Origin of the sequence: Bacillus kalamii, from assembly GCF_047238185.1 — a bacterium.
Lineage (GTDB): Bacteria > Bacillota > Bacilli > Bacillales > DSM-1321 > Bacillus_AD.
The window spans coordinates 939,282-964,979 of record NZ_JBDFMI010000006.1; the positions used below are offsets into that span (position 1 = coordinate 939,282).

Consider the following 25,698-nt stretch of genomic DNA (forward strand, 5'->3'; position numbering starts at 1 on the left):
CAGCCTCCATTCTTTGCATTTCATTCCGGAATTCATGCGCTTTAAATTGAAATCGCGGTTTTTCGACTTTTTTCAGTTATCCTAACGGTAACGAATAGTAAAGGAGCTGAAAGAAATGAATGCGATTACAATTGTCATAGCTTCCATCTGTATTCTATTGATCGCGTACAGATTATATGGAACATTCATGATGGCCAAGGTGTTGAAAATTGATGAATCCACTCCTACTCCAGCGCACGAACTGGAAGACGGAAAAGACTATGTACCAACGAATAAATGGGTTACGTTCGGACACCATTTCGCTGCGATTGCGGCAGCTGGCCCGCTGGTAGGCCCTATCCTGGCGGCGCAATTCGGTTATCTGCCCGGATTGCTGTGGCTCTTGATCGGTGCGGTTATCGGCGGTGCGGTCCACGATGCAGTCGTCCTGTTCGCTTCGATGAAGAAGAAAGGGAAGTCGCTTTCAGAAGTGGCTAAGGATGAGTTAGGCCCTGTGGCCGGTTTTTGTACAGGACTTGCGATGCTGTTCATCATTACGATCACGATGGCCGGTTTATCTATGGTTGTGTTGAATGCGTTGACGAACAATCCTTGGGGAACCTTCTCTGTCGGCATTACCATTCCGATCGCTATGGGTGTCGGGATTGCCTATAAAAAGACAGGAAACTTGAAGCTTACGACTACAATCGGATTCATTCTTTTGATGCTGGGCGTCTTCTTCGGCCCGTATATAAAAGATACTGTGTTAGGGGATTGGTTGACTCTCGATTACCAGACACTTGCCATTATTTTGCCTATATATGCTTTCTTTGCTGCAGCGCTGCCAGTTTGGCTATTGTTGGCACCGCGTGATTATTTGAGCAGCTTTATGAAAATCGGCGTTTTCGCCGCATTGATTGTCGGTGTGTTCATCATTAATCCTAAGATGCATATGCCGGCACTTACTGAGTTCATACATGGCGGAGGCCCTACCATCGCCGGTCCTGTCTGGCCGTTTATTTCGATTACGATTGCCTGTGGGGCCATATCCGGTTTCCATGCATTCGTTGGATCGGGGACGACTCCGAAAATGCTTGACCGCTGGAGTGATATCAAGCCTGTAGCATTTGGAGCCATGCTGGTCGAATGCCTAGTCGGAATTATGGCGCTGATTGCCGCTTCTGCTCTGCAGCCGGCCGATTATTTCGCCATCAACTCTGCACCGGAAGTCTTTAAGACGTTAGGAATGAATGTTGTCCATTTGCCTGACCTGGCCAGGGAGATTGGAATGGATCTGGAAGGAAGAACAGGAGGGGCCGTTACTTTGGCGGTCGGCATGACCTATATTTTCACCAAGATTCCTTGGTTTGACCAATTGGCCTCTTATTTCTATCAATTTGTTATCATGTTCGAAGCCGTGTTTATTTTAACGGCGATTGATTCAGGTACTCGTGTGTCACGTTATTTAATCCAAGACTTCCTTGGCGATATTTATAAGCCTTTGAAAAAAACAGATTGGCTGCCGGGATCGATCTTTGCCAGTGCGGTTGCCTGCTTCCTATGGGGGTACCTGCTCTTCTCCGGAGATATCGGATCTGTATGGGCACTGTTCGGCGTATCGAATCAACTGATGGCATCCATCGGATTGATTATAGGGGCAACAGTGATTTTAAAAATTGCCGATAAGCGAAGATATATGCTGACGGCGCTCATCCCGCTTGCTTATCTGTATGTAACCGTCAACTATGCCGGTTATTGGATGATCAAAAATGTATACTTGAATTCAGAGGCGACAGGCTACAGCGTATTGAATGGCGTATTATCCATCATCATGCTTGTACTAGGATTCATCATCATCGTTGCCGCATTCAAGAAATGGCTGCAGCTATGGAACTCGCCGGAATTACGGGTTGAAAAGCCGGCTGCCTAAAGGAATGAGGATGAATGCCTGCAAGGTTGATACGAAAATAATTGGGTGCAAAGACCGAAAAGAAGCTGATTTCAGCTTCTTTTTTTTCGCTAAAAATGCTAACTAGAAGAACGGAAGGAAATGAAATGTATTTTTCACTATAATAACATAATATTTTAAAATATTAGAAAATTCTCTTTATTAATTAGCTGTTTTATATTACTATAATAAAATCACATCTATAAAAAGGGGAGGGGATCAAATGTCACAAATGCTCGCACTCGTGATTGTCGTAGGCATTCTCTATATAGGCGACATCATATCCACAAAAACCAAGGCATGGGTACCTTCTGTTTTTGTCAGCGCTGTTCTATTTTTGGCCGGCTATTGGACGTTCTTCCCGCAAAATATTATTGAAACTGCGGGGGTAGGTCCGGTTATCGCTACGATGTTTATGTATTTATTAATTACAAACATGGGGACTTTATTATCCTTGAAGGAATTGAAAAATCAATGGAAGACCATCGTGATTGCTCTAACTGGCATATTGGGTATCATCGTTATTCTTTTTACTATCGGAGCCGCGATTTTTGATATGGAAACGATGATTGTCGCTATTCCGCCATTGGTTGGCGGCCTTGTTTCTTCCCTTATTATGTCCGAAGGGGCTGCGAATGCTGGATTTCAGGACTTAGCTGTTTTTGCCATTGTCATCTATGTGATGCAGGGCTTCGCCGGATATCCACTGACGTCCATTATGTTGAAGAGAGAGGGAAAAAGACTCCTTGGTTTATACCGTAAAGGAGAGATTAGCTATATTCCGCCCAACGATGAACAAAGTGAAATGCAGGAAAAGCCGAAGTTATTCAAGGGACTTTCGGATAAATACAATACGGATTATTTTAAGTTTTTCCGATTGGCGATTGTTGGTTTTGTAGCCTATAGCGTATCTACGTTATTGGCGCCCATTGTGACAGTGAATGCTATGGTGCTTTGTCTGTTATTTGGGGTCATCGCTTCTTCAATTGGTTTTTTGGAGCGCCAGCCGCTCCAAAAAGCAAATGGATTCGGAATATCGATTATGGTGTTGATGCTATTTGTGTTTGATGGATTAAAAAATGCCACACCCCAAATGATGATGAGAATTATAGTCCCTCTCATTGTGTCGATTATATTAGCTGTAATCGGGATGTACATCTTCTCATTCATCGCCGGAAAAATATTGAAGGTGAGCCCTAATCTAGCATTTGCTGTATCGCTTACGGCTCTTTATGGATTTCCAGCCGATTACATCATTACAAATGAAGTGGTCAAATCGATTGCGAAAGATGAAAAGGAGAAAGAAATACTTCTTAGCCACATGCTGCCTCCGATGCTTGTTGGGGGATTTATTACAGTTACTATTGTTTCAGTTGTCCTCGCCGGCGTATTTGTTGCATGGCTATAATCACTAAAGGAGATGTCGGAAATGAACAAAGTAAAAGAAATGATCGCTGAATTAAATGAAGAATTGATAGCTATCCGCCAGAAGCTGCATAGTGAGCCTGAACTATCTTGGGAAGAGTACGAAACAACAAACTATGTCTGCCAATTTCTTGATGGATTGAATATCCCTTATCGCCGAACAGAACCGACGGGTGTCATCGCTGAGATCCAAGGTGAAAAACCAGGGAAAACAGTAGCGCTTCGTGCTGATATGGATGCCCTTTCTGTCCAGGAAATCAATCAGGAGCTTCCTTATTGCTCTAAGGAAGAGGGGAAAATGCATGCTTGCGGACATGATACGCATACGGCAATGCTTCTGATAGCTGCAAAAGCATTGCAGCAAATGAAGGAGGAGATAGCGGGGACTGTCCGCCTCATTTTCCAACCGGCAGAAGAGGTTGCCAATGGTGCAAAAGAAATGGTAAAGCAAGGCGCAGTAGAAGGGGTAGACAATGTATTTGGAATCCATATCTGGACGCCAGTCGATACGAATAAAATTCAATGTGCGAAAGGGCCGCAATTTGCTTCAGCGGACATTTTCCAAGTGACATTCACTGGCCGCGGCGGGCATGCTGCACTTCCCCATAACGCTGTGGATGCAGTCATGATCGCATCCACATTTGCCTTAAATGCACAAACCGTTGTGTCAAGGATGGTAGATCCTTTGAAGCCTGCTGTCTTAACTATCGGAAGAATGGATGTCGGCACCCGTTTTAATGTCATTGCGGAAAATGCTGTTTTGGATGGGACTGTCCGTTGCTTCGATAAGGATGTCCGTCAGTTAATTGAAAAACAAATCCGCCATTATGCCGACCAGGTGGCAGCCCTTTATGGCGGGAAAGCGGAAGTATCCTATTCGTATGGCACACAAGCAGTCATCAATGATGAATATAGCGCTGCACTGGCCGAAAAAACGATTAAGGAATGCTTCGGCGAGGATGCTTACCATATGGATGACCCGACAATGGGCGGCGAGGATTTCAGCTTCTATTTGGATGAAGTTCCAGGCTGCTTTGCCCTTGTAGGCTGCGGAAATACCGAGAAGGATACACGCTGGGCGCACCATAATGGCCATTTCAATATCGACGAGGATGCATTAAAGGTAGGAGCGGAACTCTATGTTCAATATGCTCTTGCTTATTTGAATGACCAGCAATAATCAAAGGTTTCTATTATTAAACTGCCATTAGAAGAGGGCTAGATTGGCTGCCCCCAAAAAGTAAGAGAAATGACAAACTTTTAGGGGGCGTTGCCATTCAGCCCTTTTTTGCTTTCATGATGATAGGCAACACTTCCAGCATCCAAGCTTTCCATTCTACTGCGAACGAAAGAAAGTGTCTATCAAAGTGAAGTGCTAATTTGAAGAAACATGCATTTTAAAAGGGAAACCAGCAGAAATAGGAAGAAAGTGTAATTTGTCCTCCTGTTATCGGCGGAAATGTGAGATAATTGTGGCAAATAGCGAGATTTTCAGGAGGTACGAATGAACAAAGAATTGAAACACCCATTAATTGAAAAAATTTTACGTAATATAGATCAAGTTATGATAGGCAAACGGGAAGTGGCGGAATTAAGCTTAATCGCTCTTCTTGCGGAAGGGCATGTACTGCTTGAGGATGTGCCGGGCGTCGGGAAGACTATGATGGTCCGTGCGCTGGCAACCAGCATAGGCGCCAGCTTCAAACGGATTCAATTCACGCCTGATTTGCTTCCGTCAGATGTCACAGGGACGTCTATTTTCAGCCAAAAGGATCAGGAGTTTGTTTTTTTGCCGGGACCGATCATGGGCAATATCATTCTTGCCGATGAAATCAATAGGACATCGCCGAAAACGCAGTCTTCTTTGCTGGAGGGCATGGAGGAGGCGAGCGTAACGGTCGATGGCGTCACACGCAGGCTGGAGCAGCCGTTTTTCGTCATGGCCACACAGAATCCGATCGAGTATGAAGGGACTTATCCGCTGCCGGAAGCGCAATTGGACCGTTTCCTGCTGAAAATGAAGATGGGATATCCGGATCCGGAAGAGGAGATTGATGTATTGAGCAGTACGCAATTCAATCAGCCGATCGACCAGCTGCAATCAGTCGTTTCACTCGAAGAAATAAAGAGCCTGCAGGAACAAGCGAAGCAGGTTCATGTCGATTACATTATGAAACGTTACATCGTGGAGCTGTCCAACCGGACAAGGATGCATCCTTCTATCTATCTAGGCGTCAGCCCAAGGGGGTCTATCGCGCTGATGAAGGGAGCTCAAGCCTATGCCTTAATGAATGGAAGGGATTATGTCATCCCGGATGATATTCATTATTTGGCCCCGTATATTTTTGCACATCGCCTTATACTGAATCCGGAGGCGAAATATAGCGGAACAAATCCCGAAGATCTTGTGAGTTCAATTGTTGCCCAAGTACCGGTACCGATCCAAAGGCATGTGGCAGAATGATGCGTGATTTGTTTTCCCGTATGAGACGGACGGCCAACATGATGGCACTCGCCATATTAATCATAGCAACCTTTACATATGCCATGTTTCAAGGGGGATTTGTCAGTTGGTTTTTGTTTTATGCCTTCATCCCTTTTTGGGCATATCCTATTTTATTGTCTTTCTATCCGATCAAATCGATAGAGGTTGCCCGGCGATTTAACCGCCATGAATACAGCGGGGGCGATCTGATTGAGGTAGAAATAAAAATCAAAAGAAAGAGATTCAAACCTATCCCATTCTTGATTGCCAGGGATTGCCTATCCGGCGCCTTCGAAAACCAAACTGGCGGAACTCATCAAAGGATGATCTCTCTTTTCTGGAAAAAAGAAATTGTCTTTCAATACACCATTCCGATGGCCGTCCGGGGGGAGCATGTATTCAGCGGCATACAGATTGAAATGGTCGACCTGCTTGGTTTTTATGAAAAGAAACAGATCATCTCCTGCAAGGATACATTGCTTGTGTATCCAGACTATAAGGAAGTGGACATCAATAAGCTGGATGCATTCTATGAGCAAGGCGAAGCAGCTGCCTCCGTCCGGACAAAAGGGGACCATTCGGTTGTATCAGGTGTCCGGAGCTATACGCCCGGCGACCGGATGTCATGGATCCATTGGAAAGCGACAGCACGCCGGAATGAAGTCATGACGAAAGAGTTCGAGGAAAGGAAGAGCCAGGATGTGCTAGTGATTCTGGATGCTACCTTGACGGAGGGATTTGAAAGGACAGTCAGCTATGCGGCCTCCTTTGTCCACAGCATGCTGCTGAAAGGCGTGGGAGTCGCTTTCATGACGCTGGATCGCCAGTCGTTTATGCCTTATCCGGCGAGAGGGGAACAGCAAAGGAGAAAGATTATGTATGAACTTGCCAAGATAGTGCCGGCAGAGGACGATGTCCGGAATGCAGACGGATTTGCAGCTACTATACATATGCCAGGCATGGCTGTCACCGGCCGATTGTCTGCATCTTTGATTCAGCATATGGGCAATATGAGAGGCACCGCTACGGCTGTCATATACGTTGTGGCTGAAGCGTCCGAAGACCAGAGGAAATTAGCCGGGCAAGCCCAGGCAAAAGGCATTGTCTGCTATTTTGTCGGCAGCGGTTGGACCGCGGAAGGCAAGGTGATCCATGTATAACAACAATATGGGCAAAACGCTCCAAGTCTATTTTTATCTGCTCGGCTATCTGATGCTGCTGGAATGGTTAAGGCCATTAAAAGTCATAGCGGATGTCGGCTATTTATCAGCCTTTCTGCTATTTTCTGCTCTCCCTTTTATTATGTACTTGTTTTCGGTGAAATGGATGTGGAAAACAATCATTCTTTTGGGATATATGCTGTTGGCTGTCTATTATATCTACTTTTCGTCCATCCCGTTTCTCAATCCGGAATGGTTTATTCGATGTATAAGCGAAATGATTGTTAGCTGCACAGCTATTTTTACAGGAGATTTTGAAGCGATTGCCGATAGTTTTAAGTCGATATTGTTTTTTGTGCTGCTATGGATCATGACATACTTGATCCATTATTGGATAGTGATGCAACGAAGCATATTCCTCTTCTTTTTTATATCGGTTTTATTCATAACGATACTGGATACGTTCACTCCCTACGATGGCAATGGGCCGATTATCCGTTTGTTCCTGTTCGGTATGCTCATGATCGGCAGCTTGACTTTATATCGCAAAGTGGAAAATGGACAATGGCATGTAAGCAAAGCCGTTCTCCGCAGCTGGTTTGTGCCGTTCGTCTCTATCCTAGCAATAGCCATCGCTATTGGATTTGCGGGGCCAAAGCCAGGCGCACTCTGGCCTGATCCGGTCCCTTTCATAAAATCCTATTCCGATAAGTTCAGCGGCAATTCCTCGCAGGTCAGCAAAGTGGGCTATGGAACAGATGACCGCAGGCTTGGAGGAGGCTTTGAAAAGGACGATACAGTCGTTTTTACGGCTGATGTGGGGACAAAGCATTATTGGCGTATAGAATCGAAGGATTATTATACAGGGCAGGGTTGGACAGAGCCGCCGGATGCTCTGAAGGATGAACAATCCTTCAGAAAATTAGTCCCTCAAGACAGTGATAACAGTCATCCCTTTTTTAGTGGAAAAATTGAAAAAACACAAATGTTCAACGATCGAGTGCATGTGAAATTACTGTATAATCACGTGCCATACCCGAATCCGGGCAGCTTAATATCATTAAAAGCGGAGGAAAAAAACAGCGAAGGCATCGAATATTCCTATAATCCGCTGAGCAAAAAAGTAAAAGCCTACAATGATAATAAAAAGACAATGCTCAAACAGTATTCATTGGACTATAGACAGCCTATATTCAATGTCGATGAACTGAAGGAAGCAGATGAATTATATAGGAAAGATATTAAGGATAAGGGTTTTACAAGTGGTGCGGATTTGGATTCAATCGATCCCGACAGTGAATTCGGCAAGTTAATCAGAGGAGTTTCAGACTCCCAAGCGGACGAGCTCCAGTTGCCGGATACAGTGCCTTATCGGGTGAAGGAATTGGCCAAGGAGATCACCAAAGACCGAAAGAACCGCTATGACAAAGTGAAAGCGATCGAGCAATACTTCGACCGGCCGGAGTTCAAGTATGACCGCAAGAATATCCCGTATCCAAAGGCAGGTCAGGATTTTGTGGACCAATTCCTTTTCGATACAAAAAAAGGCTATTGCGACCATTTTTCTACGTCTATGGCAGTCATGCTTCGGTCAATCGGCATAGAAGCACGTTGGGTAAAAGGCTATACACCGGGTGAAATGGTTAAAAATGAAGGCGGCAGAAGTACATATCAAGTGACCAATAACAATGCCCATTCATGGGTGGAAGTGTATTTCCCTTACTATGGCTGGGTGCCGTTCGAGCCGACAAAAGGATTTTCCGATACTACACGCTTTGTCTATAATAATTCCAGGATAGATGGATCCAATACGGATGCGCCGAAGGCAAATACGCCGGCAAGTGGGACAACAACTGTAAAACAGGAACCGAAAAAGCCTGTAAAGAAAGATCCGATGGAGGAACAAGCCTCTTCAAGCAAGGCGAAGGCAGCGGAAAAGAAAGCGGATTTTCCTGTTTGGCAAACCATCCTTTCCGGGATTGTCATCATCGCTCTTGCATTTGGCGTTTATGCATTACGGGGCAAATGGCTGCCAAGGCTGTGGATTGCCTATTACCGCAGACAATCATCGTTCGATTCATTCGGACCTGCCTATAAGGTATTGTTGAAGCAGCTGAAACGCTACGGTATCGCCAGGGAACCGGATCAGACATTAAGATCGTTTGCACAGTATGTGGACCAGTACTTCAGCATAGATGAGATGGCCAGTCTGACCGCTATCTATGAACAGTACATTTACAGCGGTAAGCCTGTCCAGGAAGAGTGGCCGGAAGTGTATAAACTCTGGAAGAAAGTTATGAAAAAAACAATAACTTGACCTCTTTTTTAAACGGCTGTTACAATAGGACATGGTTTTATATTTAATTTCATATATTTCCTTCGTATATCCTCGATAATATGGTTCGAAAGTTTCTACCAGGGCTCCGTAAATGACCTGACTATGAAGTGAGCAAGTTCTTTATACGCCTTTTCATAAGGTTTATTAGGTGCTTGTTTTCTGAGGAACGATTGGAAATAAACTAGACTAATGCGCGCCGGCCCTGCCAGCTGCAGTAGATTCTAGTTTTTTCTTTATTCTTTATTAAAAATGGAGACACTGTTATTACTTGTTATTGCGAACCGGCAAGTGATAAGATAGGGTCATTCAAATTCAGTGCCTTCACTGATATCAGCATCAGTGCGTTTCATAAAATACAATCAGAGGTGACGTTTGTGCCAGGGAAAACAGAATTACAAAATCAAGAAATGATCGTCGTTCTAGATTTTGGCAGTCAATACAATCAACTTATCACAAGACGTATCAGGGAGTTCGGCGTTTATTCAGAATTGCATCCGCATACGTTGACGGTGGAAGAAATTAAAGCAATGAACCCAAAAGGAATCATCCTTTCAGGCGGTCCGAACAGTGTGTATGATGAAGCTTCATTCCGCTGCGATGAGCGTATTTTCGACATGGGCATCCCTGTATTCGGGATTTGCTATGGCATGCAATTAATGACAACCCACTTCGGCGGCAAGGTTGAAAAAGCGAACCACCGCGAATACGGAAAAGCTACATTGAAAATCGAGCATGAATCAAGCATGTACAAAGGCCTGCCATCCGAGCAAACGGTATGGATGAGTCATGGCGACTTGGTAACGGCAACGCCTGAAGGCTTTGTTACAGATGCAACAAGCGTGTCTTGCCCGATTGCCGGGATGAGCGATGAATCAAGAAACCTGTATGCTGTACAATTCCATCCGGAAGTGCGCCACTCAGAGTACGGAAATGACATGCTGAAGAACTTTGCGTTCAACATCTGTGGATGCCACGGCGAATGGTCAATGGAAAACTTCATTGAGATTGAAGTGGAAAAAATCCGCCAAACAGTAGGCGATAAAAAAGTTCTGTGCGCACTGAGCGGCGGTGTCGATTCTTCCGTTGTGGCAGTATTGATCCACAAAGCGATCGGCGACCAATTGACATGTATCTTCGTTGACCACGGCCTTCTTCGAAAAGGGGAAGCGGAAGGCGTCATGAAGACATTTACGGAAGATTTCCATATGAATGTCATCAAAGTAGATGCTCAAGAACGCTTCATGAACAAGCTGGCCGGTGTATCCGATCCAGAACAAAAACGTAAAATCATCGGTAACGAATTCATTTATGTATTCGATGACGAAGCAGCGAAATTGGAAGGCATCGATTACTTGGCGCAAGGAACGCTGTATACGGATATTATCGAAAGCGGAACAGCAACTGCCCAAACAATCAAGTCCCACCACAACGTGGGCGGACTGCCTGAAGATATGCAATTCCAATTGATCGAGCCATTGAACACATTGTTCAAGGATGAGGTGCGTGCACTTGGTACAGAGCTTGGCATGAAAGACGAAGTCGTTTGGCGCCAGCCATTCCCAGGCCCAGGCCTTGGTATCCGTGTACTTGGCGAAATCACAGAAGAAAAATTGGAAATCGTCCGCGAATCTGATTACATCCTTCGTGAAGAAATCAAGAAAGCCGGACTTGACCGCGACATCTGGCAATACTTCACAGTACTTCCTGGCATGCGCAGTGTCGGTGTAATGGGCGATGCCCGTACGTACGATTACACAATCGGCATCCGTGCCGTCACATCAATCGACGGAATGACTTCTGATTGGGCACGTATCCCTTGGGACGTCCTAGAGAAAATCTCTGTCCGCATGGTGAACGAAGTGCCTCACATCAACCGCGTAGTGTATGATATTACTTCTAAGCCACCTGCTACTATTGAGTGGGAATAATAGCTTGTTACCTGCATAGGCTGTTTTTACAGCTATTGCAGGTATTTTTTTATGCATTGTAATTGTTTCTCCGATAAGGTACATCCTTTTAAACTGGAGCAATAATGAAACTAGGCTGTCGATTAGGCAGCTTTTTTTTATGCATCAAACGCATTGGCTAGTATAAGGTATTACAATACTTATATAATTCAATAATTAAGGGAATATTTGTAACCTTTTTTTGTTTGGTGCGTGTTATTAATGAGAGGAGGATCAGATGAGGGATTCGTTGGATAGTCTTTATATTGCTTATTTTTCTGATATTTACCGCTTTCTGTTCTCTCTCTGTCATAACCATCATACAGCGGAGGACCTTGTTCAAGAGACTTTTTTCCGTGCTCATTTACATATTGAAGATTATCAAAAGGAAAGCGTGAAGGCATGGCTGTTTAAGGTAGCCTATCATTCATATATCGATCATTATCGAAAACAAAAAAGAGTAACCATTAAGGATCGAGGTTATTTTTCCGGATTTTTAGATAACAGAAAAGCGATCGATGAGGCAGTTGTTGCCAAAGAAGAAATTGAAGAACTGTTACGTAAGGTGAATGCTTTGCCTGAGAAATATAAAATGGCTGTGCTGCTTTGTGATTTCAACGATTTGTCGTATCAAGAAGCAGCTGATGTAATGAAGGTGAGCAATGCTTATATAAAGGTTCTTTTATATCGGGGCAGACAGGCAATAAGGCAAGGAAGGGGCAATGAGAATGGATGATGAATTTAAAAGGCGTTTAGAATCATATGAAAAAGGAGAGCTTACTCCGGGGCAAGTGAAAGAGATAGAGGAAGAGTTGGAGAAGCTTGAGAAGTATCTAGAAATAATAGAGGAAGAGAAACAGGGTAAGTTCACAAACACAAAAGTTAATATGAAAAAGCAGCAACGAATTATGAAACGTGGGAAATGGAAGGCGAGATTCCAGACGGCACTTATGGTGATAGGCTTATTTATCATATTTACCATCGTTTCTGCCATTTTAACAATGGTTTATTACACAACGGGAAAGCCGGACAGAGGTGAGGCGTTACGGAATGTGGTTGATTACAGTTTAACCGTAATGAATCCATATGGATACTTGGATGGTTCGAGCTCTAATTCTTCAGCCTACTTTGGAATGAAGGCCACTAGAGACTTAAAAAAAGTTGTGGGAGATGAAACGATTAAAGTGGGGGAGATGGAAACAAAGTTTTTCTTCTCGATGATGGCTGTTCCAAAAATTACGTATCTTGGTGCTACTTCAACGAACAACCCTGCATTCATTTATCCGGGATCAAGTTCTCGGGGTTTTTCGGGGTGGGACCGTTTAAAGAAATTTCCTGAAGGAACGGTTGTATCTGCTTACGTTTCATTTTCAAAGTTAATGAGCACAGAGCACGTTTTTTCATTATTTAAAGATAAGGATATTAGATTAGTATGGCTTGCTGTAGATACTGGTTTTGAAAAGAAAGAGGAGAGTGTGATCGAACCTATTGGCTTTCCGAGCTCTCCTATTTGGCATGATGACGACATGATTCTGGATTCACGCAAAGAGGAAAAAGGACTGTTTGGAACAAAAACAGTCTCTGAAAGCAGCTCCTCACCAGAGTATGAAGAGGGAGAAGGAGAGCCTCTTCATAAACAGTTCTTAAAGACACTGCGCTTTTTAAGTAAACATGAACGAATAGCTAACAATTTCTATTGGGGCAAACTGAATCTTTCTGAACGCATTCAATATCTTGAAGACAATGGTTTTAAACATTATGGAGCTGTCATTACAGGCCCGACAAAGGAAGTATTAAAGCTAAAGGATGAAAAAAAAATTAGCGATGTAGAAGTCGATGAAGTACGTTTTTGGAATTGGGATAATGAGGTTGATGGGGCTAGTGAGTAAGGTTTTAGTAAATGAGATGAATTTCTTAAAAGACATTTAGTAGGATTACTGTACTAAAGCAGATATGGTGGAACTAATAATAGCCCGATTTTTTCTTCTGCGATCAAGAAGATAGTATGCGGTTTAGCTAAAAAAGGAAGTAGATTAGAAGTAGGCTGTCATTTTGACAGCCTTTTTTATGGTTAAAATCCATGCCACTTACTAAAAAATCATAAAATACCAATCCGAATGGTATATAAATAGCGATTCCTTCATGTGGGATAAAAATTGTCTGAAATATTAACGAAATGTGAAAAAATATAAAACTCTTATATTTTTTCTGGTATATAACAATATATTTAAAAAATTCCTGTGATATAATAACTCCATGTTCAGGACTGAACAAATGGATTTTAATTAGAGTTTCTCAAAGGGGGGAATATATTGATAACAATCCGTTCAGGAGACGTATATAGAGAAATGGTTTGATGATTTATATGTAGGCGGTTGTTCCTTGGGTGAGTGTACAAAATGATTTTGTAAGCTGTGCTAGTATATCGTAGCTAGTTTGACAGTTAAATCGAAATGATTGATGCACGTGTAAACCTCACTAGGATCGGAAAATGGCATTGATTCTTTTCTTGCCTTAAAACGATTTTCTTTAAAGGAAACCGTACTTCAAGAAGCACTGCAGGCTGATTTGTGATAGTTTTCTCAAAGTGGATTTTAAGAATATCTTATTTCATAGGGAGGAGTTAACGTGGATCAGTCTAAAATTGAAAAAAGGGCGATTAATAAAATGACTTGGCGGTTGATGCCCTTTTGTATCTTTCTCTATATAGTCAATATCATTGATAGAGGAAATCTTGGATTTACTGCCCTTGATATGAATGCGGCCTTGGGAATTGAAGCGGCGGCCTTCGGTTTATTAACGTCCATATTCTTTATAGGATATTTTTTCTTAGAAGTCCCGAGTAATATGGCGATGCATCGATTCGGAGCGAAGTTATGGATTGGGCGCATTATGATTACATGGGGGTTAGTAACTTGTGGCGTATTCTTTGCTCAAAGTTTCACACACGTTGCTATTCTCCGCTTTTTGCTGGGCGTTTGTGAGGCAGGGTTCTTTCCTGGGATGATCTATTATTTTACCTTTTGGTTTCCAATGAGATACCGCGCGCGGATCACATCCATTTTCTTTATTGCAGGCCCAATTGCAGCTGCTATCGGTGCTCCTATTTCTACATTAATAATGGATCATGTTTCATGGCTGGGCCAAGATGGCTGGAGATGGGTTTATATGCTTGAAGGTATAGCAGCAGTTGTAGGCGGGATTTTTTGTTTCATTTATCTCACAGATAAGCCACAGGATGCTAAATGGTTGACTCAAGAGGAAAAAGATTGGGTGGTTAACGAAATAGCAGCAGAAGATGCAATGAAAACGGAAACAGCTCATTTCACATTGGGCAAGGTCTTTAAATACGGTAAAGTGTGGAGGCTTGCTTTCATATACATGTTCATCCAAATCACAACACAAGCGCTAAGTTTCTGGAGTCCGACTTTAGTTAAGGAGTTTTCTGCAGCATTTAGCAATACCACGGTCGGCTTTATCATGATGCTTCCTCCTATTGTAGGTTTGATCGCCATGTTGTATTGGGGAAAACATTCTGATCAGAAAGGTGAGCGGGTTAAACATACGGCACTGCCTATGATTGTTTTTGTTCTTGCTTTAGGGCTGATGATGGCACCGGGCATACCTATGAAGCTAATCGGACTTACATTGACAGGTGTAGCTTCATATTCATTCTACGGGCCGTATTGGGCAATACCGACGATTTATTTGAGTGGAGAGGCAGCAGCTATTGGCGTAGCTATTATCAACTCCATGTCAAGCTTTGGCGGTTTTGCTGGCAATCTTGCTGTCGGGTTTATAAAGGAATCCATTTTGGGTACTACTGGCGTCTTTGTATTCCTTCTTCTTTGCGCATTAATTGCATTTTTCATGACTATCACATTAAAAATGCAAAAACAAGAAAAGCTGAAAGAAATCAAATCGGATACCGAACAGCCCGCAGAAAGTATAGTATAAGTTCATTTTAATCAAACTCAAAAACCATGTCAAAACAATCACATTAGTATGGAAAGTTGATGATTATTCCTGATTAGCAACCAGTAAAGGGGTAGCTGAAGCCCTTTTCTCAAAAGATGAATTTGATTTATGGAATCTCGTTCTCTTAGTTGATGTAGATCATCATTATTTAGAATAGTTAGTTTGTTCAACTAAACAGAAACGACATCTCTCCGGCGATTAGAAAATTCTAAAGAAAGAAGTGTTCATTTTATGAAAATCACAAGTGTTGACGTCATGAAACTTACTCAAGGAGCACCAACTGTGAAAGGAACACCTTGGAATCCAACAGTTGTTCGAATCAATACAGATGAAGGAATCAGCGGTTTTGGGGAAATTGGCCTTGCCTATGGAAATGCGGAAAAGGCACAGTTTGGAATGGCGCAAGATTTCGCAGAATTAATCATCGGCATGAATCCGATGAATAATGAAGAAATTTGGGAGAAACTGCTCAGAATGACTTTCTGGGGCATGGGGGGCGGAGGTGTCATCTTTGCTGCAATGAGTGCTATTGATATCGCGCTTTGGGATATTAGAGGAAAAAAACTCGGAGTGCCTGTTTATCAGCTTTTAGGCGGCAAGACCAACAATAAACTTAGAGCCTATGCTAGCCAGATCCAGTTCGACTGGGGGAAAGATTCACACGCCTTGGTTCAACCGGAAGAATACGCCGAAGCAACTAGAAAAGCCATGGCAGAAGGTTATACCTGCATAAAAGTGGACCCGGTCGGCTTTGACCTGGATGGCAATTGGATGGGATGGAGCAACTACGGAATTTTAGAATATAATCAGCTTAAAATTGCGGTCGATCGAGTTGCTGCAATAAGGGAAGCGGGAGGTCCTGGATTAGATATCATAATTGAATTGCATTCGCTGACAGATACTAATTCTGCTATTCAACTAGGAAGGGAATTAGAGCAATTCAGATGTTTCTATTATGAAGAACCGACTATGCCTTTAAATACAGAATCAATGAAACAAATCGCACAAAACATTCACATACCTGTAGCGAGCGGGGAGAGAATTTATAGCAGATGGGGGTATCGCCCTTTCCTTGAAAACCGCTCTTTGCAAGTTATACAACCAGACCTTGGGAACTGCGGCGGGCTTACAGAGGGTAAAAAAATCTGTGATATGGCCCATATTTATGATGCATCTGTTCAAATGCATATTTGTGGAGGGCCGCTTGCCACTGCGGCGGCTTTGCAGCTTGAAGCAGTTATTCCGAATTTCCAGATTCACGAACACCATGCAGCCGCTTTGCTGGATGAAAATATCGAACTTTGCAAATATGATTATCAACCGCAAAATGGATATTTTGAGGTTCCTGATCTCCCGGGCATTGGCCAGGAATTGAGTGAGAAAGCGATTAATACAGCTTATATTGAAACGGTTAAATGATTGGCTAGGATTATACAAAAACCAGAACAGCCCGATTGGCATGTTCTGGTTTTTCTCTTTAAGCCGCTTTTGCCGATTGCTTATATTTGCCTTTCGGAAGCAGCCAAAGAAAGGCCGCTAACAGGATTGCCATGATGATGTAGTCAACGAAGGATTGGGTTCGTTCAGTCTGACCTGTGAATTGAAAAAAATCATGGAGCGCATGAAAAATGATCATGAGTGGAAGGGCATGATGTTTTACGACCAGAGAAGCTAAAACCAGACCGATCAAAAAAGCATAGCCGATTTGCATGACAGTGTCCGCTGCAGACTGTCCGCCGACCGCATTTAAGGCGTGGGTGAAAGCAAACAGCAGGCTGGAGACAATAATCGCTTTCATTTTTCCTTTCGGCACCAGCAGTCGAAGGATAATGCCGCGAAAAAGAGTTTCCTCCACAAACCCAATCAGCAGGCTGTAAAGCAGCATATAGCCTACATAGGATATGGAAGAAAAATCGATGCCTTTAACACTGAAAAGAATGATTGCCAGAATCGCCACCAGCGGAAGATAGTCGAGTGAATCGCGGGCTGTTAGCTTGTTGAGTCTGCCATAGAAATAGGTTCCCCATTGTTTTTTAGCTAGTAAATAGATCAATAGAATAAGTGTGATGGGGATGAAGGCGAGAAAAGGCGGTTGCCAATCAGTATGCCCGCTGATCGTAATATAGGTGCCGGCGCCCACTAGTGCAATAATGAGAGCAAGTTCAATAAAAGTAATTACTAAGTAAGGTCTTTTGCTGAGCGGGGGATAAGCATGCTTTTGCAAAAATAGCCACTCCTTTTACTATAATATGGAAGTAATATTCTTCTAGTATTTCGCTTTTTTTAGAAAAGTTCCTTCACCTATTGCGATATAGGAATGTGTTCTTTTTTTATTTTATGAGTGATATAAAACAAACAGTACAGCCAATGTCAAAAGAAAACGAATAGCATGATGCCTGAGGTTTATTTTCTGATAAATAATCCGGCCATTGTACAGTGCAACAAAAATCATACCGATAAAACCAACCATAAATCCGTAATCCACATGCTGAAATCAAATGTATCGGATAGTGGAGAAGATTAAAATGGTTCCGCAGCACCCAGTCAAAAACAACGAGATAAACGGGATTTTGCTTTTTAAGGAGGCGAGTAGTAATAAACATCCATACATGCCTGCCAAAAGAGCGGCGATTAATGAAAGTACATGCATAGGGAATCAATCCTTTCCGTTGGGTTACAAACAGTAAACAATATTGGGTTTACTCCATGTCAAGGAGTGGTCACTGTGCTAATTGGAGAATTTGTAAAGGCAATGGAAACGACGCATGATACAATTCGGCACTATATTCAGCTTGAATTGCTGCAGCCAAGCTTCCAGGGCAAAAGATACCGGTTTGCTGATAAGGAAAAAAGGATTTTGAGGCGGTAGTCATGTTTAAGCGTTTGGGGCTGACGCTGCTGCAAATAAAAAGCTTGTTCCTTCTAAAAAGGGAAAAAGGCTGCGGCCACCAGGAGTTATTGATGATTGCCTATCGGATGCTTGCTGACGAGCAGAGAAAAGTAGAGAAGGAGCAAAGCCAGCTGGCTGAAAGACTGGAGGAAATAGTAGCGGGACTGGAGCAATTAAAACTGTATTTACCGAAATAAAAGATCTGTTTGAATAATGGGATTTAATAGAAAACGAACTATATGAATTTTTTCGGTGCTATCGTTCGGATTTTTTGTTGACAACTTCCTCTGGCGTTGGTACTATGGGTATAGAAATTATATAAACATTATATTTTGCTAGTCGTATATCTTTGGGAATATGGCCCAAAAGTTTCTACCAAGCTGCCGTGAACGGCTTGACTACGATGAATGAATGTCCTATCTCTATCATTAGTGTAGCTATAGGTCTGTTTATCATTGAATGTCAAGCTCCGTTCTTTTGTCAGAACGGGGCTTTTTATATGGTAAAACTCGTAAGGTATCACAACTACGAATGGTGGAGGGAAATCAAGAATGAAGAAGTATTTTCAGTTTGAACAGCTTGGAACGACCTATGGTCGGGAAGTAGTCGGCGGATTCACTACGTTCCTTGCAATGGCTTATATTTTGGTTGTTAACCCATTAACGCTGACATTGCAAAGTATCCCGGATCTTCCAGACCACTTGCGTATGGACAGTGGTGCCGTGTTCGTTGCCACAGCTCTAGCTGCTGCAGCAGGCAGTATTTTGATGGGGATTATAGCCCGATATCCGATTGCGCTCGCACCGGGTATGGGATTGAATGCGTTCTTTGCTTATACAGTTGTATTGACATACGGTATTCCTTGGCAAACAGCGTTGACAGGTGTTTTGATTTCAGGGGTTATCTTCGTTATTTTATCTTTATCCGGTATCCGTGAAAAAATTATCAACGCTATTCCGCTGGAGCTTAAGCATGCGGTCGGAGCAGGTATCGGTATTTTCATCGCCTTCATCGGCTTCCAGAATGCCGGAATTATTGTGAACGACGATGCGGTATTAGTCGGTCTTGGCGACCTGACAAAAGGCAGCACATTACTTGCGATTTTCGGATTGATCATTTCAGTCATTTTGATGACAAGAGGGTTCAAAGCAGCTATCTTTATCGGTATGATCGTTACTTCAATTGCAGGTATGATTTTTGGATTGATTGAAGTGCCTAAACAAATCGTAGGGGCTGTACCAAGCCTTGAACCTACATTCGGTGCTGCTTTTGAAGCATTCAAGCAGCCTGGCGATTTATTCTCGGGCCAGATTTTGATTGTTATTCTAACATTCTTATTCGTAGCATTCTTTGACACTGCTGGAACGTTGGTGGCGGTGGCGCAGCAAGCCGGATTGATGAAGGGCAATGAACTTCCTCGAGTAGGAAAAGGGTTATTGGCTGACTCACTTGCTATCGTAATCGGAGCAATCTTCGGTACATCTACTACTACATCATTCGTTGAATCTACAGCCGGTGTAGCAGCGGGAGCGCGCTCAGGTTTTGCGGCAATCGTAACAGGTTTATTGTTTATCCTATCGATCTTCTTCTTCCCGGTCCTGTCTGTCGTAACGTCAGCAGTTACCGCGCCGGCATTGATCATCGTCGGTGTATTGATGCTATCATCAATCAAGCATATTGAATGGGATAAATTTGAAATAGCAGTTCCTGCCTTCCTGACTGTGTCGACTATGGCATTGACTTACAGTATCGCAACAGGGATCGCAATGGGATTTGTCTTCTATCCGATCACAATGATCGTTGCAGGCAAAGGGAAAAAAGTACATCCGATCATGTATGGTTTGTTTGTAATCTTCTTGTGCTACTTCATTTTCCTAAAATAATGATATAACATGTGAACCCCGTCCATAACCAGGATGGGGTTCTTTTGCGTTCCTGAATTATCTCTTAAACTTGTAAAATTTGAAAAAATTTCATATTTCCCTGAATAGAATAGGAGTAAACTATAGAAGGAATAATTGTGAAAAAAATCACATAAATCCAGAGTTCATCTATAAAGAGGCGAATGTAAGTGGCACACTTATCGGTAGGCGGCCTTCTGCTGCGATTTATTTTTGGAGGGCTTGCTGTTGTATTATGTACAGTTGTCGGCACAAAACTTGGAGATAGAATGGGAGGCATATTTGCTGCGTTTCCTGCAGTCTTTTTGGCGGCTTTGTTGACGGCTAAGCTTGATTATGCAGGAAAAGAATTAGTAAGGCATTCCATCACTCTTTCACAAGGGGCCGTTATAGGCATGGTCATCAACATATGCATGGCCATTCTGGCGGGATTTCTGTTGAAACGGCAAGGATGGAAAAAAGGGCTGGCCAGTGCTTTACTATGCTGGTGCGCGTTATCTGTCATATCAGTTCTCTTTATTTAATAAGAGCGAGGAGAGATTTAATGATGAATAGGGACTTAGTGATCCGATTTCTGTTGGGGGGAAGCGCAGTCAGTCTCAGTTATTTAATTACAGTCTTTTCGCCATGGAAGGTGCTTGCAGGTATAATGGCGGCATTTCCTGCTGTGATGATCACTGCTGTCATTATGGTGGGCATCAAATCAGGTTCGAAAAAGGCGGCGTGTATGGCGAAAGGCTCTGTATATGGAATGATTGGCTGTTTGGTTTTCGTCATGATTGTTCTTTGGAGCCTGGAGCGCCATATTCCGTGGAGTGGGAGCATTCTGCTCGGCTTAGTTGGATGGCTGTCCAGCTCGGTTGCCATTTCATTCATTCGAGTAAAGCCGAATCGGGCATGATTTCTAGGGAGGCCCTAAAAGGATTTCCCTTTTTTCTGCTCATAAATGGGCTGTGCAATTGAATAAGAGACATTTCCATCCTTTATCATTACATACAAGTTTGGTGACGGAAGTATTAAGCATCGGGGCCTCCCAGTCTGCTGAAGGCAGCCATTCCTTAAGCAGATACGTAATGATGGCACCGTGGCTAATTACTAGAATGTTCTTGCCGGCGTGCAAACGGAGTATGTCTTGGGTTGCTGACAGTCCCCGTTCAGTTGCTTTTTCTGTTTCTTCCAAGCCGAGGTCTAATGAACGCCAGTCGGGGCCCCATTTAGCGATACGTTCAGCTTCAGTCGTACCTTCTATTAATCCTCCATTTACTTCTCTCAGCCTGGGATCGTAAAGGATGTCGATCGAGTCCAGCCGTTCTGAAATAAGTTCGGCTGTTTGCTTTGCCCGCAAAAGATCAGAGCTGTAAATCGTATGCCACTTATCGGAGCTCAGCCGTTCAGCCAGCTTTTTCCCTTGAAGGATACCTGTTTCATCCAATGGTATATCAGCGCAGCCCTGTGCCCTTCTCTCTGTATTCCATGCCGTATTTCCGTGCCGGATCAATGTGAGTGTGGTCAATATAATGTTCCTCCTTTCCATGAAATGTGTAATCTTTTTTTCAGAAATCATGGATTGTAAGCTTTGTGTGTATCATGTAAAATAGTGTAAATAAAATAATTAGATAATTCAAATAATAAAATGTAAACGCTTGCTTATTAACTAGAGGTGGAGGGATTTATAGATGAAGCATCCCTACTTAAAAGAAGAACATGAAATGTTTCGCTCATCGTTCAAAAAATTTCTTAATAAAGAGGCATATCCCTTCTATGACAAGTGGGAGAAAGAACGGATGATTCCCCGCCGGTTTTGGGAGAAGATGGGCGAGCAAGGTTTCCTCTGTCCGGATCTTCCGGAAGAATATGGCGGGAGCGAAGTGGATTGGGGTTTTTCTGTCATCATAAATGAAGAATTAGAGAAAGTCGGTTCTGGCACGGTTGGAATTGGGCTACATAATGATATAGTTGTTCCTTATATTCAATCATATGGGACAACAGCACAAAAGGAAAAATGGCTACCGTCATGTGCATCGGGTAAAACAATTACTGCTATTGCGATGACGGAGCCGGGAGCAGGCTCCGACTTGGCTGGCATTCGGACGACAGCGGCCCTTCAGGATGGGCATTATGTAGTCAATGGCCAAAAGACATTCATTACGAATGGGATTCAATCGGATTTGCTTTTGGTTGCCTGCAAGACAGATCCGAAGGCGGTGCCAGCCCATAAAGGAATCAGTTTATTGTTGGTTGAGCGTGGAGCGCCTGGTTTCAGCAGAGGAAGACAATTGGATAAAGTGGGGCTGCATTGCCAGGATACAGCTGAGCTGATATTTGAAGATTGCCTGATCCCGAAAGAAAATCTTTTGGGGGAGGAAGGGAAGGGTTTTCTATATATGATGGAAAAATTGCAGCAGGAGCGGCTGCTTGTTGCGATCGCAGCCCAAGTGTCGGCAGAGGACATGCTGTCAATGACGCTTGAATATACTAAAATGAGACAAGCATTCGGCCGTCCCATCAGTTCCTTTCAGCATTCTCAGTTTAAGCTGGCGGAGATGGCAACTGAAGTTGAGATGGGCAGAACATTCCTTGATGTGCTGATTGCAGATCATATAGCTGGGGAAGATATAGTCACAAAGGTATCGATGGCCAAATGGAAATTGACGGAAATGGCCAAACATATTGCGATGGAATGCATGCAGCTTCACGGCGGTTATGGCTATATGGAAGAATACAAGATTGCGAGAAGATTTAGGGATATTCCGGTGGCCAGTATCTATGCGGGGACAAATGAAATCATGAAAAAAATCATTGCCAAAAATATGGGCTTATAAATAGGGGGATAAAGGAGGGTTTTCATGAGAGAAGCTGTAATAGTGGAAGGTGTAAGAACTCCGGTCGGGAAGAGGAATGGGTTTCTGAAGGAGATTCGGTCTGAGGATCTGGCCGCAGCTGCCATTAAAGAATTATTGAAGCGCGCCCAATTAGAGGGGAAATACGTTGAGGATGTTATTTTGGGCTGTGTGTCCCAAGTCGGTGAGCAGGCAGGAGACATCGCGAGAACAGCAGCATTGATTGCTGGGCTGCCTATAGAAGTTCCGGGCGCGACAGTCGATCGCCAATGCGGGTCCAGCCAGCAAGCGATCCATTTTGCTGCGCAGGCTATTCTAGCGGGTGATATGGACATAGTCATAGCTGGAGGAGTTGAAAATATGTCCCGTGTTCCGATGGGGTCTAATTATCAGGGAGCCACCCCGAGTGAGTCGTTGAAAAAGCGATATGAAATCATCAACCAAGGCCTTTCTGCGGAAAGGATCGCTGAAACGTATGGATTCACAAGGGTAGAACTGGATGAGTACGCGCTGAAGAGCCATAAAAAGGCTATCCTTGCCCAAGAGCAAGGGAAATTCAAAGATGAAATAATGCCGATGCAAGTAGCTGATGCGGAAGGCAATGCCATAACAATAGATGAAGATGCAGGACCGAGAAGAGAATCTACTATGGAAGCGTTAAGCCAGTTGAAGCCGGCTTTCACGGAAAATGGCATGATCCATGCGGGCAATGCAAGCCAAATAAGCGATGGAGCGGCTGCTTTACTGATCATGGAACGAAGCAAAGCAGAAAAAATGGGCTTGAAACCAAGATTCATCATTAAGACAAGAGTGGTTGTAGGATCGGATCCAACCCTAATGCTTACCGGCCCCATTCCGGCTACTGAAAAAGCATTGAAGAAATCTGGGCTTTCATTACATGACATAGATGTGTTTGAAGTCAATGAAGCATTTGCTTCTGTGCCGCTTGCCTGGTTGAAGGCCATAGGAGCTGATCCGGAAAAGCTGAACCCATGCGGGGGGGCGATTGCGCTCGGCCATCCGCTCGGTGCAAGCGGCGCTAGATTGATGGTCACCATGATGAATGAGCTGGAGCGAACAGGAGGGAGGTATGGATTGCAAACGATGTGCGAAGGCAATGGGATGGCCAATGCGACTATTATAGAACGCATCTGATGGGAAGGCGCATCGGCTGTAATGAAGGGCCAATTCAATTGGGGAGCTGAGAGATATGGGTGTAACAATAGGCGATGTTTTTGATATGACTGTAAGAAAATATCCGGAAAAACAGGCATTAATAGATGTAAGGAGCGGGAGTTCCTATACGTACGCGGAGTGGAACAGCCATGTGTCAGCCCTTGCTGCTGCGCTTTTGAAGGAAGGGGTGAGTAAAGGCGACCGTGTCACAACCTTCTTGTATAATCGCGAAGAACTGGCAAGCGCCTATTTTGCCTGCGCAAAAATCGGAGCGGTATTCAATCCAGTCAATTTCCGGCTGATGGCGGAGGAATTGGCGTATATTCTTGAAGACGCATCCCCTAAAGTGGTGATTTTTGAAGAGGCGTTGGAATCCATTATCGCTTCAATCGAACATCGGTTTGGACAGACTTCCTTCTGGATGTGCGATGGGGAAACACCTGCTTATGCCCAGTCTTATTGGCGTAATGTGTCTGCGGCAAGCGATCCCCTGATTGGGGAGCCGGTAGATGAAAATGATGATTACGCAATTATGTATACAAGCGGAACAACGGGAAGACCGAAAGGGGTTGTCCATAGCCACCGGGAAATGATTGAACAAAGTATGCTGGTTATCCAGGCGACTGAATTGCATGAGGATGACAGGGGGCTGACATTTGCGCCGATGTTTCATTGTGCCGAATTGCATTGTGCTTTTTTGCCGCGCGTCCATGTCGGTGCGACGAATATCATCATGCATCAATTCCAGCCTGCCCAGGCACTTGAGCAGATTGAAAAAGAGAAGGTCACCAAATTTTTTGCTGCCCCGACGATGTGGAATATGCTACTGCAACAGGAATTCAAAAACTATGATTTGAGCTCGCTGCAATTGGGTTTATATGGGGCAGCCCCCATGGCCCCTGTGCTTGTCCATGCTTGCCGTGAGCATTTTAAGGTGAAACTGGTCCAAGCATATGGCATGACAGAGATGGGGCCGGCCATCGCATTTTTGCCGGAAGCAGACCAATTGAGGAAGTCCGGGTCGGCCGGCAAAGCCATCCTCAACCATGAAATTCGGATTGTGCATCCGAGTGAGGATGGCCCTTCCGATCCCGATGATGCGGTCCGGCCAGGAATGACCGGAGAGATTATCGTAAAGGGCCCTTGCATGATGAAGAGATATTTCAATAAAGAAGAAGCGACTGATAAAGCGTTGTATCAGGGATGGTACCATACAGGCGATATCGGTTACCTCGATGAGGAAGGGTATCTGTGGGTGAAGGACCGTGTAGACGATATGATCATCAGCGGCGGAGAAAATGTGTATCCAAGGGAGGTAGAGGATCTATTGCATGAACACCCTGATGTGCTGGATGCGGCCGTACTTGGACAGCCGGATGAAACATGGGGAGAACGTGTCATTGCATTTGTGGTGCCTAAAAAAGAAGGGTTGGCCCCTTCTGATTTAGAGGAGTTCTGCCTGAACAGCGATAAGCTTGCTAAGTTTAAGCGCCCAAGGATGTATATCATAACGGATAGTCTGCCGAGGAATGCCAGCGGAAAAATCCAAAAGTTCCTATTGAGAAACCAATTGGAACAGTTTGCCGATGGCAGCGCAGCAATAGAATAGTCCGACCCATATTATCTATAATA

Annotated in this window: 21 protein-coding genes and 2 riboswitches; of the genes, 19 read left to right on the plus strand and 2 right to left on the minus strand. The window is 43.8% G+C overall.

The window, feature by feature from the left end; all coding sequences use genetic code 11:
- Positions 1–115 precede the first annotated feature (115 nt).
- The 11 genes from cstA to ABC357_RS22590 all read left to right on the plus strand — a co-directional run bounded on the left by cstA (position 116) and on the right by ABC357_RS22590 (position 16,678).
- The gene (gene cstA / locus ABC357_RS22540) at positions 116–1,909 is read left to right on the plus strand and encodes a carbon starvation protein CstA (RefSeq protein ID WP_412889751.1); all 1,794 of its coding nucleotides are present in this window, start codon (positions 116–118) and stop codon (positions 1,907–1,909) included.
- A 241-nt stretch (positions 1,910–2,150) separates the two neighbouring features.
- Positions 2,151–3,335: a hypothetical protein gene (locus tag ABC357_RS22545; protein ID WP_412889752.1), complete on the plus strand. Its 1,185-nt coding sequence runs from the start codon at positions 2,151–2,153 to the stop codon at positions 3,333–3,335.
- Positions 3,336–3,356: 21 nt separating this feature from the next.
- Complete coding sequence (locus tag ABC357_RS22550; RefSeq protein WP_412889753.1) at positions 3,357–4,532, plus strand: amidohydrolase; 1,176 nt, start codon at positions 3,357–3,359, stop codon at positions 4,530–4,532.
- 324 nt (positions 4,533–4,856) lie between these two features.
- A complete protein-coding gene (locus tag ABC357_RS22555; protein WP_412889754.1) occupies positions 4,857–5,816 on the plus strand; it encodes an AAA family ATPase in 960 nt (319 codons plus the stop codon).
- Positions 5,813–6,997 carry a DUF58 domain-containing protein gene (locus ABC357_RS22560; protein WP_412889755.1) on the plus strand — a complete coding sequence of 395 codons (1,185 nt, stop codon included), beginning with the start codon at positions 5,813–5,815 and terminating at the stop codon, positions 6,995–6,997. The genes ABC357_RS22555 and ABC357_RS22560 overlap by 4 nt, the downstream gene beginning before the upstream one ends.
- Positions 6,990–9,314, plus strand: a complete 2,325-nt coding sequence (locus ABC357_RS22565; protein ID WP_412889756.1) for a transglutaminase domain-containing protein — start codon at positions 6,990–6,992, stop codon at positions 9,312–9,314. The genes ABC357_RS22560 and ABC357_RS22565 overlap by 8 nt, the downstream gene beginning before the upstream one ends.
- A 42-nt stretch (positions 9,315–9,356) precedes the next feature.
- Positions 9,357–9,458, plus strand: a riboswitch (purine riboswitch).
- A 284-nt stretch (positions 9,459–9,742) separates the two neighbouring features.
- A complete protein-coding gene (gene guaA, locus ABC357_RS22570) occupies positions 9,743–11,263 on the plus strand; it encodes a glutamine-hydrolyzing GMP synthase (protein WP_412890103.1) in 1,521 nt (506 codons plus the stop codon).
- Between the two features lie 256 nt (positions 11,264–11,519).
- Entirely contained in the window at positions 11,520–12,017 is a 498-nt protein-coding gene (locus ABC357_RS22575) for a sigma-70 family RNA polymerase sigma factor (protein WP_412889757.1), read from the plus strand.
- Positions 12,010–13,170, plus strand: a complete 1,161-nt coding sequence (locus ABC357_RS22580; protein WP_412889758.1) for an anti-sigma factor — start codon at positions 12,010–12,012, stop codon at positions 13,168–13,170. The genes ABC357_RS22575 and ABC357_RS22580 overlap by 8 nt, the downstream gene beginning before the upstream one ends.
- Before the next feature lie 739 nt (positions 13,171–13,909).
- A complete protein-coding gene (locus ABC357_RS22585; protein WP_412889759.1) occupies positions 13,910–15,238 on the plus strand; it encodes an MFS transporter in 1,329 nt (442 codons plus the stop codon).
- Positions 15,239–15,490: 252 nt separating this feature from the next.
- Positions 15,491–16,678, plus strand: a complete 1,188-nt coding sequence (locus ABC357_RS22590) for a mandelate racemase/muconate lactonizing enzyme family protein (RefSeq protein ID WP_412889760.1) — start codon at positions 15,491–15,493, stop codon at positions 16,676–16,678.
- Between the two features lie 58 nt (positions 16,679–16,736).
- On the opposite strand, the gene ABC357_RS22595 is transcribed toward ABC357_RS22590, so the two are convergent.
- A complete protein-coding gene (locus tag ABC357_RS22595; RefSeq protein WP_412889761.1) occupies positions 16,737–17,483 on the minus strand; it encodes a CPBP family intramembrane glutamic endopeptidase in 747 nt (248 codons plus the stop codon).
- A gap of 501 nt (positions 17,484–17,984) precedes the next feature.
- Between ABC357_RS22595 and ABC357_RS22600 the strand changes: the two genes are divergently transcribed.
- From ABC357_RS22600 to ABC357_RS22620, 5 genes are all read left to right on the plus strand, one after another.
- Positions 17,985–18,128: a MerR family transcriptional regulator gene (locus ABC357_RS22600; protein ID WP_412889762.1), complete on the plus strand. Its 144-nt coding sequence runs from the start codon at positions 17,985–17,987 to the stop codon at positions 18,126–18,128.
- Positions 18,129–18,130: 2 nt separating this feature from the next.
- The gene (locus ABC357_RS22605) at positions 18,131–18,346 is read left to right on the plus strand and encodes a hypothetical protein (protein ID WP_412889763.1); all 216 of its coding nucleotides are present in this window, start codon (positions 18,131–18,133) and stop codon (positions 18,344–18,346) included.
- 122 nt (positions 18,347–18,468) lie between these two features.
- A riboswitch (purine riboswitch) is annotated at positions 18,469–18,570 on the plus strand.
- Between the two features lie 130 nt (positions 18,571–18,700).
- Positions 18,701–20,032, plus strand: coding sequence for an NCS2 family permease (locus ABC357_RS22610; RefSeq protein WP_412889764.1), 1,332 nt, complete (start codon positions 18,701–18,703; stop codon positions 20,030–20,032).
- A 188-nt stretch (positions 20,033–20,220) separates the two neighbouring features.
- A complete protein-coding gene (locus tag ABC357_RS22615; protein ID WP_412889765.1) occupies positions 20,221–20,574 on the plus strand; it encodes a DUF3147 family protein in 354 nt (117 codons plus the stop codon).
- Between the two features lie 20 nt (positions 20,575–20,594).
- Complete coding sequence (locus tag ABC357_RS22620) at positions 20,595–20,951, plus strand: DUF3147 family protein (RefSeq protein ID WP_412889766.1); 357 nt, start codon at positions 20,595–20,597, stop codon at positions 20,949–20,951.
- Positions 20,952–20,990: 39 nt separating this feature from the next.
- Here the strand turns inward: ABC357_RS22620 and ABC357_RS22625 are convergent, their stop codons facing one another.
- Positions 20,991–21,563, minus strand: a complete 573-nt coding sequence (locus ABC357_RS22625) for a histidine phosphatase family protein (RefSeq protein ID WP_412889767.1) — start codon at positions 21,561–21,563, stop codon at positions 20,991–20,993.
- A gap of 163 nt (positions 21,564–21,726) precedes the next feature.
- On the opposite strand from ABC357_RS22625, the gene ABC357_RS22630 reads away from it, so the two are divergent.
- From ABC357_RS22630 to ABC357_RS22640, 3 genes are read left to right on the plus strand one after another with little or no spacing between them, the layout of a single operon-like run.
- Positions 21,727–22,872 carry an acyl-CoA dehydrogenase family protein gene (locus ABC357_RS22630; protein WP_412889768.1) on the plus strand — a complete coding sequence of 382 codons (1,146 nt, stop codon included), beginning with the start codon at positions 21,727–21,729 and terminating at the stop codon, positions 22,870–22,872.
- A gap of 24 nt (positions 22,873–22,896) precedes the next feature.
- Positions 22,897–24,045 (plus strand): thiolase family protein, encoded by a 1,149-nt coding sequence (locus ABC357_RS22635; protein ID WP_412889769.1) that lies wholly within the window; start codon positions 22,897–22,899, stop codon positions 24,043–24,045.
- 55 nt (positions 24,046–24,100) lie between these two features.
- A complete protein-coding gene (locus ABC357_RS22640) occupies positions 24,101–25,675 on the plus strand; it encodes a fatty acid--CoA ligase (protein WP_412889770.1) in 1,575 nt (524 codons plus the stop codon).
- Positions 25,676–25,698: the final 23 nt, after the last annotated feature.

Coding starts and splice junctions, on each gene's coding strand:
- ABC357_RS22555 (WP_412889754.1), top strand. CDS start 4,857: ATGAACAAAGAATTGAAACACCCATTAATTGAAAAAATTTTACGTAAT.
- ABC357_RS22580 (WP_412889758.1), top strand. CDS start 12,010: ATGGATGATGAATTTAAAAGGCGTTTAGAATCATATGAAAAAGGAGAG.
- ABC357_RS22640 (WP_412889770.1), top strand. CDS start 24,101: ATGGGTGTAACAATAGGCGATGTTTTTGATATGACTGTAAGAAAATAT.
- ABC357_RS22560 (WP_412889755.1), top strand. CDS start 5,813: ATGATGCGTGATTTGTTTTCCCGTATGAGACGGACGGCCAACATGATG.
- ABC357_RS22575 (WP_412889757.1), top strand. CDS start 11,520: ATGAGGGATTCGTTGGATAGTCTTTATATTGCTTATTTTTCTGATATT.
- ABC357_RS22605 (WP_412889763.1), top strand. CDS start 18,131: ATGTTTAAGCGTTTGGGGCTGACGCTGCTGCAAATAAAAAGCTTGTTC.
- ABC357_RS22565 (WP_412889756.1), top strand. CDS start 6,990: ATGTATAACAACAATATGGGCAAAACGCTCCAAGTCTATTTTTATCTG.
- ABC357_RS22630 (WP_412889768.1), top strand. CDS start 21,727: ATGAAGCATCCCTACTTAAAAGAAGAACATGAAATGTTTCGCTCATCG.
- ABC357_RS22620 (WP_412889766.1), top strand. CDS start 20,595: ATGATGAATAGGGACTTAGTGATCCGATTTCTGTTGGGGGGAAGCGCA.
- ABC357_RS22550 (WP_412889753.1), top strand. CDS start 3,357: ATGAACAAAGTAAAAGAAATGATCGCTGAATTAAATGAAGAATTGATA.
- guaA (WP_412890103.1), top strand. CDS start 9,743: ATGATCGTCGTTCTAGATTTTGGCAGTCAATACAATCAACTTATCACA.
- ABC357_RS22635 (WP_412889769.1), top strand. CDS start 22,897: ATGAGAGAAGCTGTAATAGTGGAAGGTGTAAGAACTCCGGTCGGGAAG.
- ABC357_RS22590 (WP_412889760.1), top strand. CDS start 15,491: ATGAAAATCACAAGTGTTGACGTCATGAAACTTACTCAAGGAGCACCA.
- ABC357_RS22610 (WP_412889764.1), top strand. CDS start 18,701: ATGAAGAAGTATTTTCAGTTTGAACAGCTTGGAACGACCTATGGTCGG.
- ABC357_RS22545 (WP_412889752.1), top strand. CDS start 2,151: ATGTCACAAATGCTCGCACTCGTGATTGTCGTAGGCATTCTCTATATA.
- cstA (WP_412889751.1), top strand. CDS start 116: ATGAATGCGATTACAATTGTCATAGCTTCCATCTGTATTCTATTGATC.